Here is a 13,369-nt window from a genome sequence, read left to right on the forward strand (position 1 = left end):
AGATGAAATCAATCGTTGTTTATAATTTGAATGTGTAGAAGCACTTTTTCGTATGTGATTTGTCTGTATACTACTATGTCAAAGATTCATCTATTTATGCATTTGGTAATGAAGTAACTCAATACGGAAATGCGCCATGCGCAATAATTCAAATATGTATTTGAAGAAGTGATATTATTAAACCTACACATGACGTTATGTAGGGGAAGGGATGCAATGGCAGAAAAGCCGAAGAACAATTCACGAAAAATTAGCAATAATTCTCCTCGCGCATTGCGTACGATTCTGTTATCTTTAAAAAAGTACCGTTTTCTTGGCGTTTTAACAGTTGTTACTATTCTCGTTGAAGCTGCTATGCAAATTGAGATTCCTACAGTAATGTCAAATCTTATTGATTTTGGCATTATGTCACGTTCTCAAGAAGCTGTGCAATATTATGGTTTGCAATTGCTTATTTTTGCTGCAATTGCAATGATTGCAGGCGTTATTTCTGGTATTTGTTGTGCGCATTCTAGTGCTGGTTTCGGTAAAAATTTACGTCACAACATGTTTTCACGCTTACAAAGTTTAAGTTTTTCTGATTTAGATAAGTTTTCTAGCGGCACTGTTGTTACGCGTATGACTAGCGATGTGTCAAATGTGCAATTTGCTTACCAAATGATTATTCGCTCTGGTGTTCGCAGCGTTATGATTATCATCACTGCTTGGTGGTTTACTTTTTCAATTAGCCCTGCTATCTCGTGGGTTTTTCTTTCATTCGTGCCTATTATTGGTGCAATTGGCGCTGTTGGAGCTAGTATAGTTGCTCCAGCATTTTCTCGAATTTATCGAATGATTGACGAGATGAATAATAGAGTTGGCGAGAATTTGCATAATATTCGCGTCGTAAAGTCTTATGTGCGTTCTGATTATGAAATAAGTCGTTTTACGCGTATTTCACATAAAATCTATGATTATTTTATTAAAGCTGAGTATGTGTTAAATTGTAGTATTCMTTTGTTTAACTTATGTTTTTATTCTGGCATGCTACTTATTGCGTGGTTGGCTTCGCACGAAATTGTGGCTTCGGGAAATAATCCTGCTTTTGGTTTAACAACAGGAAATCTTGCTGCATTAGTAGTGTATGCTTTGCAAATTTTGTTTGCTTTAGCGAATTTAGTTGCAGTTTTTGTAATGTCGTTAACAGCTCGAGCTTCGATGCATCGTATTTCACATGTTTTGCAATCTCGAAATACTGAAGTTGTTTCCAAGCATCCGCTGACAAAGCTTTCTGACGCTTCTGTGCGTTTTGAAAATGTTTCGTTACGCTATCCTCAATCAGATAATACAGATGAATCTGCCCCAGCAGAACAGGAAATTTTACATGATATAAATATATCTATTCCTTCTGGAGCAACTGTTGGTGTTGTTGGTGCAACGGGATCTGGAAAATCAAGTTTAGTGCAATTAATTGCAAGACTTTATGACGTAACTTCTGGCACTCTTTTTGTAGGTGGAAAAGATATTCGCGATTATGATTCTTCTAGTTTGCGTGGAGAAGTTGGCGTTGTTCTACAAAAAAATATTTTGTTTAGTGGCACAATTGCAGAAAATCTTCGCTGGGGTAGAGCGGAAGCAAGCGATGATGATTTGCGTCAAGCTTGCGAAATTGCTTGTGCTGATGAGTTTATTAAAGATTTACCAGATGGCTACAATACGCATATTGATCAGGGCGGTAAGAATGTTTCCGGTGGTCAGCGACAGCGTTTGTGCATTGCGCGCGCACTTTTGAGGAAGCCGAAAATTTTAATCCTTGACGACTCGATGAGTGCAGTTGATATGAAAACTGATAGTAAAATTCGCGATGGCTTGAAAAAGTTTATGCCTGATTCTACGCAAATTATCGTTGCTCAGCGCATATCTTCAATCGAACATGCAGATATTATTGTTGTTCTTAAAGATGGTCGTGTTGTTGCTAACGGTTCGCATGATGAATTATTTAAGTCTTGTGAATTTTACAGAAATATGGCGATTTCTCAAGAAAAAAGTAGCATAACTGGCGCAACTAAAGAAGAAGGAGCTAAATAACAATGGCTAAGAATAAAACGGCTCACTCTTCTAAAAATGATTCAGCTATTAGTTGGGAAACTCTTAGCAGACTTGCCTCTTATGTGCTGGTGTATCGAGTTAAAATTTACGTAATTATTGCATCAATAATAGTTAGCGCAATTGTGCAAGCTGCAAGTGCAGTGTTTTTGCAATCTCTTGTGGACTCGTATATTCTTCCGCTTGTCGGTAAGCATAATCAGGATTGGACGCCTCTTGTTCGCATGATTATTCTGATGGCAAGTGTTTACGCTGTTGGTGTGTTTTGTTCTTGGCTTTGGAGCAGACTTGTTGCGAATATATCTGAAAGTGTTATGCGTGATTTGCGAGATTCTATGTTTAAGCATCAGCAGAAGCTTTCATTGCGTTACTTAGATTCTCAAGGTTACGGCGATATTATGAGCCGTTACACAAACGATACTGAGGTTCTTCGTGAGGCAATTTCGTGGGCATTTCCGGACTCTTTTTCTGCGCTAATGTCGATTTTGGCAGCGTTTATATCTATTATGTGTCTATCGCTTCCGGTTGCAGTTTTTGTAGTTATATTTACTGCAATATTGCTTTATTTAGTGCGTTTTATGCTAAAGAAATCTGGCAGTCTATTTGAGCAATTCCAGCATGCATTAGGTGAGCTAAATGAGTTTGTTGAAGAATCTGCAACAGGCAGCAAAGTGATTAAAATTTTTAATCATGAGGCAGATTCTATTGAAAAATTAGATAATTGCATAGAAAAAGTGCAAAAAATTTCTGCAAGTGCAAATTCTTATGCAAATAATGTAATGCCTGTTATTAGTAATGCAAGCTATTTGCTTTATGTATTAATTGCTTTACTCGGTGCGTGGGCTGCTTCAGCAGGTCTGCCAACGCTGGGATTAGCTGGATCTAGTACTCTTACATTGGGTACACTTATATCTTTGCTGGCACTTTCGCGCGCATTTATTAACCCTATTGGCGAAATTACAATGCAAGCTAACGCACTTATGATGGCTCTTGCAGGAGCTTCTCGTATTTTTGAGTTACTTGATGAAAAGCCAGAACTTGATTCTGGCAGTGTGCAATTAGTTAAAGTGCGTGTACTTCAGTCTGATGAAGATCTTGGAGAAAAATCAGCATTTGATGTGCTTGAAGAAGTAGATGAACAATCTGAAGGAAGCAATATTTATTGGGCTTGGAAAAGATCAAAGCAAGATAATGGTACTAAAGCTAAAAAGCGCGCTCAAAACTTAAGTGAAATGGCTCAAGAGATTGTGTGCCATGCAAAGCGAGATGCTCGCACTTCTAAGGATGGCCGCTATACTTTGCTTCGAGGCGACGTGCGTTTTACGGATGTTGTGTTTGGTTACAAAGAAAATCATCCTGTTTTACACGATATTACGTGGTTTGCAAAACCTGGTCAAAAAGTTGCTCTTGTTGGAGCTACAGGTGCTGGAAAAACTACTATTGCTAACCTTCTTACGCGTTTTTACGACATCGATGATGGGCAAATTTTGTATGATGGCATTGACGTGCGCGATATTTGCAAAACGGATTTGCGCCACGCTATTGGCACTGTTTTGCAAGATGTGAATTTATTTACAGGCACAATAATGGACAATATTCGTTATGGAAATCTTGATGCTAGCGACGAAGATTGTATTCAAGCTGCAAAATTAGCTCATGCTGACGCGTTTATTTCTCATCTTCCTGACGGATACAATACGCAGCTTAACAATGGTGGTGAAGGGCTTTCTCAAGGTCAGAAGCAGCTTATTTCTATTGCTCGTGCTGCAGTAGAAAATCCGCCTGTGTTGATTCTCGATGAAGCAACTTCATCGATTGACACGCATACTGAAGAGTTAGTTCAGCATGGAATGGATTCTTTGATGGAAAGGCGTACTGTGTTTGTAATCGCTCACAGACTGTCTACAGTGCGCAATGCTGATGTGATTATGGTGCTGGATCACGGTCGCATTATTGAGCGCGGTTCACATGAGGAATTATTGGCAAAACGTGGGGAGTATTATCAGCTTTGCACTGGAGCTGTTGAGCTTGAATAATAGCTTGATTTTGTGCGGCAACACGCCGAACACGCGCGGCACTTGCATTTTGCTAAGGATTCTGTAAGATAGTGACTCGGCTGTTCGAGAGAACAAAGCCACGGCCCCGTAGCTCAGTTGGTTAGAGCGCCGCCCTGTCACGGCGGAGGTCACCGGTTCAAGTCCGGCCGGGGTCGCGATTAATAGAATACCCGGTTCGCCGGGTTTTTTATTCGTCATGGCTCTGTAGCTCAGTTGGTAGAGCGAACGACTGAAAATCGTTAGGTCAGCGGATCGATCCCGCTCGGAGCCACAACAAAAACGCGCGACACGATTTGTGCCGCGCGTTTTGTTTTATTCGCTAGTCAAGCTGCTTCCACGAATCAACATCAATATGATGCTCAGGATTTGCCTGCCAAGCTGCCCAAGCAGATTCTACGATATCCTTAACGTCGTAGCGAGCATGCCATCCCATTTCTTCGTTAATTCGCTTCGTGCTGCCAATAAGCTGTGGAGGATCTCCAGCTCTGCGATCAAGAACAGTTTCTTTAAATGGTAAACCGGTAACTCTGCGCACTTCGTCAACAATTTCGCGCACAGACGTGCCCTTACCAGTTCCTACGTTAAAAGCATCGTACTTGCGCTCGTCGCGATCCAAATACGTGAGTGCCGCAATATGCGCGTCTGCTAAATCAGAAACGTGAATATAGTCGCGAATGCAAGTGCCATCAGCAGTAGGATAGTCGTCGCCAAAAATAGCAGGTGCTTTTCCTCGCTGTAGTCTGTCAAGAAGCATAGGAATTAAGTTCAAAATCGCAGGATCTTCCAATTCCACCGGACCGCATCCAGCTACGTTGAAGTAACGCAGTGCGCAGAAGCGAATTCCGTATGTGTGCTCGCAAGCACGTGCCATCCACTCGCCAAAAAGCTTGGTTTGACCATAAGGGTTAATTGGCAACATTGGCACAACATCTTCTGGTACAACTTCAACAGGAGGTACTCCATAAGTTGCTGCAGAAGAAGAAAATACGAGCTTCTTAACTCCGCTATCTTTCATGCCTTCAAGCACATTAAGCATGCCGTTAATATTCTGTTGATAATACCAAAGTGGCTTTTCTACGGACTCTCCAACTTGCTTTCTAGCAGCAAAGTGAATTACAGCATCGACGTGCTCATCTTTCATAATTTGCGCAAGTCGCTTTCCTGCATCAGGAGAAGAGATATCCATACCATAAAGACGTGCGCCTTCAATTCTTGTAGGCTTTCCGTAGCTTAAATCGTCAACGACGACGACATTTTGCTTTGTTTCATGTAAAGCGTGAACTACATGTGCTCCAATGTATCCGCATCCACCTGTAACAAGAACAGTCATTGTCGACCTTCCTTTTGAATAATATCAATACAATCAGTGAGATTATATCTCGTAAAACTGAAGTTTAATGATATGCATCTGTTGCATAACATCTGTTATTCTCGCATTTTGATTCTGCAGCGTATGCTTAACTTGAATGTGTTAGTTGTATTATTTTGTAAGGTGATGTTCGAATGATATTTGTTGCGTTATCTATATTACGTGTGATTATACGCGCTTATTTGATAATAATGATTATTCGAATGGTTGCAGATTGGTTATTTGTGCTTGTTCCTCGTATGCGTCCTAGAGGTGCTTTTAATTTTCTAATACGGATTATTTATTTCATAACAGAACCGCTATTACGCGTATTGCGCAAGTTTATTCCGCCAACTCGTTGTGGAAATATTAGTATTGACGTAAGTTATATGCTTTTATATTTTGCTCTATACGTTCTTCAAATTTGGTTATAGATGAGTTTATGGTTTTTTAACGCGTAATTTTTATAAAAGCGGCGTTTTGTTGCATAAATTTTTGTATTAACCGCACTAATTTTCTGCGGACGTGATAGCATCGAATAGATATATATCAAAGGGCTATGCCCAAAAAGCGAGGTGTAAAGCATATGACTCTGTTGACGCCTAAGGACATTCGAGAGCATACCTTCCAAATTGTACGTTTTAAGGGAGGTTATGACGTTGACGAGGTCGACGAGTTTCTCGATCAGGTTACAGAAACAATAGAAGCACTCGGTCAGCAGGCAGTGCAGGGCCTAGGGGCTTCCACGCAATCTCTTGGCCGTGATGTTGCGGGTTTGAATACGAAGATTGCTGAGTTAACTTCTAAGGTAGAATCCTTAACTAAAGAAAATGAGGCATTGCGTGATGCTTCTAAGAAGCAGGGTGAATCAAATGAAGCTGCTTCTCAACTTGAAGCTACTGCAACTAAGTTGCGTGAAGCTGAAGAAAGTAATCGTGCTTTGACTGCTCAAAACCAGCAGTTGAAGGAACAGTTAGATGGTTTGGGTGCGCAGGTAGATCAGTTAACTGCTCAAACTGCTCAAGCAGACAATGCTAAGCAGGTTCAAAAAGAGCTTGAAACTGTTACTCGCGAGCGTGACGACTTCCGTGCAAGCAGCGAAAACTTGGGTCGCGAGCTTGAAACTGTTCGCCAGCAGCTTGTTGTCACTCAGCAAGAAAACACTAAGATTGAGGAACTTTCCAAGCAGTTGGAAGAGTCTCGTCAGCGTGAAGAGCAGCTTCGAAAGCAGGTTGCTAAGATGGAACCAAATACTGAAACTGGTAGCTTGCAAAAGATTGCTGGTGCTGGTGCAGAAGCACAAGGTTCTGAGCCAGAGCGTGCAACTGCAATGTTGACTCTTGCTATGCAATTGCATGATCAATATGTAGATAAAGGCAAGGCTAAGGCTCAACAAATTGTTGAAGAAAGCCAAGCTCGTTATAACGAAACTGTTGCTAAGGCAGATGAATATTCTGCACGCACTCGTTCTGAAGCTGAAGAATACAGCAAGCAGACTCATGCTGATGCTGACGATTACTCTACTCGTACTCGCGGCGATGCTGATTCTTATGCTGCTCGTGCTCACAATGAGGCTGATGCTTACTCTGGTAAGGTTCGTCAAGCTGCTGATGATTACTCTAAGCAGACGCATGATCAAGCTGACCAGTATGAAGCTGAAGTACAGCATCGTGCTGCAGACTATGATTCTACAACTCGTACAGCTGCTGATGCATATGCTCGTCAGGTACGTGAGAATCTTGAGAAGCAAACTCAAGTTATTGAAGGAAATATTCAGAGCCTCAAGCAATTTGAGACTGAATATCGTACTCGCTTGACTGATTTCCTTGGTCAGTTGGTTGCTCAAGTTTCTGATGAAAATACCTATGCTGCATTAGGCAACAAGCAGGGTGAAGAATCTGGTAAGCAAGAGTAGTTTTTAGCAGTGCGTGACTGATATTTTAAAATGTTGCGCACTGCACCGATACTATTTGAATTACTAAAGATCGGATAAATATTGACGCATAGAGATGTGCGTGTGAAACGGCTACGTACTCGCGTAGCCGTTTTTGCACTAATTGTTTTTATTGGTGTTGTGCTAGATCGCATAACAAAACTTTGGGCTTTGGCGACGCTTAGTGACGGGAAAAACATTGAGCTTGTGCCGCACTTGCTTTCTTTAACTCTTGTACGAAATCCTGGAGCATCATTTGGCTTAGGTTCTTCTTTTACGTGGGTTATTAGCGTATTAGCTTGTGCTGCTTGTGGTGCCATGATAGCGGCTATTAAGCACACAAAATCTTTGTATTGGACTATTGCGTTTGCTCTAGCGTTTGCTGGAGCTTTCGGAAACCTCATTGATAGAGCGCAATATGCTCAAGGTTTTTTGAATGGCAAAGTCGTAGATTTTATAAACTACGGTTGGTCTGTTGGGAACGTTGCAGATATTGAGCTTATGTTTGCAGGAATCGCAGTTGTATGCCTTATTTTGATTGGGATTCCTCTTTTCGGGCATGCCGATGAGTGATATTTGCTTTAAAGTTACAAGCCAATTTTCCGGCTGCAGATTTGATGTTTGCTTATCAAAACTAATGGGAGTTTCGCGTGCAAGTGCGATATCTCTTATTGAGCGTAACCAAGCGAAAATCTTAGGTAGAAAATCGCAAAAATCCTCCATTTTGCAAGATGGCGATACGATTGTTGTCGATCAAAAAGAAAGTGCAGAACAAAAAGAAGAGCAAAATAATGAATCTTCTGTATGTAATATTCCAATTATTTACAACGACGACGATGTTGTTGTAATAGATAAGCCTGTTGGAGTTGCCTCTCACGCAGCAAAGGGATGGAGTGGGCCGACAGTTCCAGAATGCCTAGAAGCTGTTGGAATAGATATAAAAACAACGCTGTGCGACGAATCGCGCAAAGGAATCGTAAGCAGATTAGACGTTGGAACAAGCGGATTAATGCTAGTTTGTAAAACAGATTTTGCTTATGAAGTAATGAAAAATCAGTTTGCAAAGCATATCGTTAAAAAAACGTATCATGCGCTTGTTCAAGGAGATTTAGCGCAAGATAAAGCTACTATTGATGCTCCTATAGGTCGCGCAAAAGTATCTGATTTTCGTTTTACTATTACTTCTGACGGCAAGCCTGCTGTTACGCACTGGGATGTGCTTGAGCGTTTTAGTCAAGCAACGTTAGTAAGCGTTAATTTGGAAACTGGTCGTACACATCAAATACGCGTCCATTTTTCGTCTATAGGTCACCCTTTGGTTGGGGATTCAATGTATGGAGCGAACCCAGTTTTGGCTCAAAAACTTGGGTTGCAACGTCAATGGTTGCATTCTATGGAACTTACTTTTACACATCCTCGCACGGGTAAATCAGTGACGGTTAAGTCGCATTATCCTCTTGATTTGCAACACGCGTTAGAAGCTATGCGAGCATTATTAAAGTAACGTTTTTGCATTTTTTCAGTCAACTTTCGCTTATAGAATATCTTTTATGACTCAGCCGGAAACCAACTTCGTACATTTGCACAATCACACGCATTATTCACTTCTAGATGGTGCGTCAAAAATACCTGATTTAGTAGCGCGCGCTAAAGAATTAGGTATGCCGGCTGTAGCTATTACGGATCATGGCAACATGCACGGCGCGTACGAAATGTGGAGTACGGCTGTAAAAGCTGGGATTAAGCCAATTATTGGCATAGAAGCGTATGTTACTCCTGAAACAGCAAGACAAGACAAAAGTCGCGTGCATTGGGGCACGGAAGATCAGCGTGCAGATGACGTTTCTGGCGGCGGTTTAATTACGCATATGACTTTGTGGGCGGAAAACGATACTGGCTTAACAAATCTTCTTAAAGCTTCGTCTGTGGCGAATCTTGAGGGTAGAGTTATGCGCTACCCACGTATGGATAAAGACGTGCTTTCAACCTACTCAAAAGGTGTAATTGCGTCTTCAGGATGCCCTTCTGGAATTATCCAGACGCGTCTTCGCTTAGGTCAGTTCAAAGAGGCTTTACGAGCAGCTGGTGAGTTTCAAGATATTTTCGGGCGTGACAATTTCTTTATCGAGCTTATGAATCACGGGCTTTCTATTGAAACGCGCGTAACTAAAGACTTGCTTGAAATTGCAAAAAAACTTAACGCACCTCTTCTTGCAACAAACGATTTGCATTACGTTCATGAAGAAGATCGTGAAGCGCAAGATGCTATGCTTTGCATTAATTCCGGCTCGCGCTTGGACGATCCTGACCGTTTTAAGTTTGACGGTTCAGGATACTATTTGAAGTCCGCTGAGCAAATGCGTGAGCTTTTTAAAGAATTTCCAGAAGCTTGCGATAACACGCTTGAGATTGCTCGTCGATGCAATGTTATGTTCGACGACGGCGAAGATGGCGCTTTTATGCCGCAATTTGACTGCCCGGAAGGTTGGGATGAGACTTCGCTATTCCTTAAAAAAGTCGAGGAAGGTTTGGAGCGTCGTTACAATAACAACATTCCAATGGAAGTTTTAAAGCAGGCTGATTACGAGTGCGGTGTGATTTGCCAAATGCAATTCTGCGGATACTTTTTAGTTGTTGCAGATTATATTAATTGGGCTAAAGCGCATGGTGTAATGGTAGGTCCTGGTCGTGGTTCTGCTGCAGGCGCTATGGTTGCGTACGCAATGGGCATCACAGAGCTTGATCCTATGAAGCATGGTCTGATTTTTGAACGCTTCTTAAACCCGGAGCGCGTATCCTTGCCTGATATTGATGTTGATTTTGACCCGGATGGCAGGGCCAAAGTTCTTGAATACGTGAGCGAAAAATACGGTAGAGATAAAGTTGCTCAGTGCGTTATTTACGGAACTATTAAAACGAAGCAAGCTCTTAAAGATTCTGCGCGTATTATGGGCTACGAGTTTTCAGTAGGCGAAAAAATTACGAAAGTTCTTCCTCCTGCTAAAAACGGCAAAGATATGAGCTTGCACGATATTTTCGACGAAAAATCAAAGCGTTACGCTGAAGCGCGCGAGTTTCGCGAAATGTACGACACGGATCCAGATACTCATCGCATTACGGAAGAAGCTAAGGGCATTGAAGGTTTGATTCGTCAAACAGGTGTGCATGCTTGTGCAACAATCATGGGCTCGGAGCCAATCACAAACACTTCGCCACTTTTAGAGCGCACTGACGGTACTATTACTACAACTTTTGAGTATCACACTTGTGAAACGCTCGGTCTTGTAAAAATGGACTTTTTGGGTCTTTCCAACTTGACAGTTATTCGCGATACTTTGCGAAATATCGAAAATAATGGGAAGGATCCGATTGATTATACTAAGATTCCGTTAGACGATAAAGCTACTTATCAACTGCTTTCTAGGGGTGATACTTTAGGCGTTTTCCAGCTTGATTCCGACGGTATGCGTGCGCTTCTACGTACTTTGAAACCGGATAATTTCAACGATATTTCGGCTTTGATTGCACTTTACAGGCCTGGTCCTATGGATATGGATTCGCATACGAATTATGCTAAGCGCAAGAATGGTTTGCAAGATATTATCCCTATTCATCCAGAAGTTGCTGAGCCGTTAAAGGAAGTTTTGGACGAAACTTACGGTTTAATTGTTTACCAGGAGCAGGTGCAGTCTGCAGCGCGTATTTTAGCAGGATACAGTCTTGGTAAAGCAGATGTGTTACGTCGAGCAATGGGCAAGAAAAAGCCGGAAGTGCTGGCAAAAGAACAGGTGCCATTCTTTGAAGGTATGAAAGCTCACGGATATTCTGAAGAAGCTGCACAAGCTGTGTGGGATGTTTTGGTTCCGTTCTCTGGTTACGCGTTTAATAAAGCTCACTCTGCAGCTTATGGCTTGATTTCTTACTGGACTGCATACCTAAAAACGCATTATCCTGTGGAATTTATGGCAGCTTTGCTTCAAAACGAACGTACGAATAAAGACAAAACTGCACTGTACTTGGGCGAGGCAAGGCGCATGGGTATTCAAGTTTTGCAACCTGATGTAAACGAGTCTGTTCTTGAGTATTCTGCAGTTGGAGATGTTGTGCGCTTTGGTTTGGGTGCTATTCGTAACGTTGGAGACAAAGCAGTAAACGATATTATTACTGAGCGTGAAGGTGAGCGCGGACGTTTCGTAAACTTTATGGATTTCGTACAACGTGTTCCTATTAGTGCACTTAATCGACGTTTAGTAGAGTCGCTTATTAAAGCTGGAGCTTTTGATTCTATTGATTCAAATCGTCGTGCGCTGTTTCAAATTTGTGATCCTGCAATTGATTCTGTGATTGCGCTTAAGCGCAAGCAGGCAGAGGGTCAGTTTGATTTATTTGCTGATCTTGATTCGTCTTCTGACTCGGATGACGACAACGGTATGGGAGATATGCAAATTACTGTACCTGATGTTGAAGAGTGGGATAAAAAGACAAAGCTTAATTTTGAGCGAGAAATGCTTGGATTGTACGTTTCTGATCATCCACTAAGCGGATTGTCTGCAGTTTTGGCAGATTTACGTGAGATGTCAATCGCTCAACTGATCGACAGAGCAAGAACTATGAGCGATGGTCAGCAAGTAACTATTGCAGGCCTAGTTACGAGCGTAGATAGGCGAGTGTCTCGAAAAGGTAATGCTTGGGCGATTGTCACAGTTGAAGACATGGAAAGTTCAATACAATGCATGTTCTTTGGCAAAGTGTACGAAGCTTCAGCGCAAGAACTTGCAATTGATCAAGTTGTGCGTATTCGTGGACAAGTTGAAGTGCGTGATGAAACTGTTTCCATGCGTGCTACAGAGTTTGAAATACCAACTCTTGAATCAGTGGATGAGAGACCTTTAACAGTTGTTATTCCTCGTAAAGTTCTAGATAAAGGTCGTGTTGCGCAATTAAGTAATATTTTGAGCCGACATCCAGGCTGCTGTGAAGTGCGCTTGGCTCTTGTCGACGATACAGGCAAGGCGCAAGTTCTTACTTTTGGAGATCGTTTCCGCGTAAAACGAGATACTTCTTTGTTTGCTGAAATGAAAATTGTTTTTGGATCTAGTTGTTTGCCTAGCGCGTAGAAAATATGCACTACTGGTTTGATAAAATATAAAACTAGGTATGCTTTAAGAATTACATTGAAAGAGGAGGAAATAACGAATATGTTAAACAACGGTGACGAGCGTAACAGTGACGATAAGCGTAAAAATGATGGTGAGCGTAACAATGACGATTCTGTGCGCACTTCTTTTACTGATGCGGAATTAGATAATGCGCTCGCTGGATTTGAACGTGAATTTAAAGAAGAGTCGCAAGAAAATTTAAATAGCGAAAATTTAGAAAATAACCAAAAAAGCGACGATAATCAAGAAAATGATTTTCTTGATCAAGCTATGCGCAATATTGAAGAAGCTAATTTTGAAGAAGATTTGCAAGGTTTGCTTGGAAATAAAGCAAAAGTTGCGTTAATGATTACGTATGTGCAGCCTGCTCAGTTACTAGCTGCTTTTTGCAAAATGGCTAGTGTTTCAGCACGATGCTTCGATGAAGAGCAAGGTGCTGTTGCAGTATTAAAAAATTTGGACGGCAATGAGCCGGAAGAAGCAGTGCAAAAATTTGTTGATTTCTTCCGTGGAATGGATGTTATGCTCATTACAAATAGAGCTGATAAATTAACTGCAAAAGTTTACGAATATAATTGCGAACCGCAAGAAATAGTTGCGCCTATGGCATTAGCTGTGTGGTCGCGTACAGTAGAAGATTTAGCTATTGGCATGGAAACAGTTGAAACTATTTCGAAACAAAATATAGAAATGTTCAATAGTGACGATTTGAGCGATGCGAACGCGTACGAGCTATTCCAAAAATATGGCAAAAGAAAGTAAAAATAATTAAGCAATTAATTGGCAT

9 protein-coding genes and 2 tRNA genes are annotated in these 13,369 nt (G+C 41.4%); 10 read left to right on the forward strand and 1 reads right to left on the reverse strand.

From position 1 onward, the window contains the following. The first annotated feature begins 216 nt into the window (after positions 1 to 216). From A5295_RS03625 to A5295_RS03640, 4 genes are all read left to right on the forward strand, one after another. The gene (locus tag A5295_RS03625; protein ID WP_064621726.1) at positions 217 to 2,067 is read left to right on the forward strand and encodes an ABC transporter ATP-binding protein; all 1,851 of its coding nucleotides are present in this window, start codon (positions 217 to 219) and stop codon (positions 2,065 to 2,067) included. Between the two features lie 2 nt (positions 2,068 to 2,069). Then, the gene (locus A5295_RS03630; protein WP_004108541.1) at positions 2,070 to 4,121 is read left to right on the forward strand and encodes an ABC transporter ATP-binding protein; all 2,052 of its coding nucleotides are present in this window, start codon (positions 2,070 to 2,072) and stop codon (positions 4,119 to 4,121) included. A 102-nt stretch (positions 4,122 to 4,223) separates the two neighbouring features. Then, positions 4,224 to 4,297: transfer RNA gene (locus A5295_RS03635), tRNA-Asp, on the forward strand. Positions 4,298 to 4,340: 43 nt separating this feature from the next. Beyond that, positions 4,341 to 4,413 (forward strand) — tRNA-Phe (locus A5295_RS03640). A 48-nt stretch (positions 4,414 to 4,461) separates the two neighbouring features. On the opposite strand, the gene galE is transcribed toward A5295_RS03640, so the two are convergent. After that, a complete protein-coding gene (gene galE / locus A5295_RS03645; RefSeq protein WP_004108540.1) occupies positions 4,462 to 5,472 on the reverse strand; it encodes a UDP-glucose 4-epimerase GalE in 1,011 nt (336 codons plus the stop codon). A gap of 173 nt (positions 5,473 to 5,645) precedes the next feature. On the opposite strand from galE, the gene A5295_RS03650 reads away from it, so the two are divergent. The 6 genes from A5295_RS03650 (at position 5,646) to A5295_RS03675 (ending at position 13,344) form a co-directional block, all read left to right on the forward strand. Next, positions 5,646 to 5,924 (forward strand): YggT family protein, encoded by a 279-nt coding sequence (locus tag A5295_RS03650; protein WP_064621727.1) that lies wholly within the window; start codon positions 5,646 to 5,648, stop codon positions 5,922 to 5,924. A gap of 152 nt (positions 5,925 to 6,076) precedes the next feature. Beyond that, positions 6,077 to 7,405 carry a DivIVA domain-containing protein gene (locus A5295_RS03655; RefSeq protein WP_012914407.1) on the forward strand — a complete coding sequence of 443 codons (1,329 nt, stop codon included), beginning with the start codon at positions 6,077 to 6,079 and terminating at the stop codon, positions 7,403 to 7,405. Positions 7,406 to 7,501: 96 nt separating this feature from the next. Beyond that, the gene (locus A5295_RS03660) at positions 7,502 to 7,996 is read left to right on the forward strand and encodes a signal peptidase II (RefSeq protein ID WP_033888518.1); all 495 of its coding nucleotides are present in this window, start codon (positions 7,502 to 7,504) and stop codon (positions 7,994 to 7,996) included. After that, the gene (locus A5295_RS03665; protein ID WP_033888466.1) at positions 7,989 to 8,927 is read left to right on the forward strand and encodes an RluA family pseudouridine synthase; all 939 of its coding nucleotides are present in this window, start codon (positions 7,989 to 7,991) and stop codon (positions 8,925 to 8,927) included. The genes A5295_RS03660 and A5295_RS03665 overlap by 8 nt, the downstream gene beginning before the upstream one ends. Positions 8,928 to 8,973: 46 nt before the next feature. Then, complete coding sequence (gene dnaE, locus A5295_RS03670) at positions 8,974 to 12,540, forward strand: DNA polymerase III subunit alpha (protein WP_064621728.1); 3,567 nt, start codon at positions 8,974 to 8,976, stop codon at positions 12,538 to 12,540. An 81-nt stretch (positions 12,541 to 12,621) separates the two neighbouring features. Further along, positions 12,622 to 13,344, forward strand: a complete 723-nt coding sequence (locus A5295_RS03675) for a hypothetical protein (RefSeq protein WP_004108527.1) — start codon at positions 12,622 to 12,624, stop codon at positions 13,342 to 13,344. Positions 13,345 to 13,369 lie beyond the last annotated feature (25 nt).

This window comes from Gardnerella sp. 26-12, from assembly GCF_001660745.1.
Classification (GTDB): domain Bacteria; phylum Actinomycetota; class Actinomycetes; order Actinomycetales; family Bifidobacteriaceae; genus Bifidobacterium; species Bifidobacterium swidsinskii.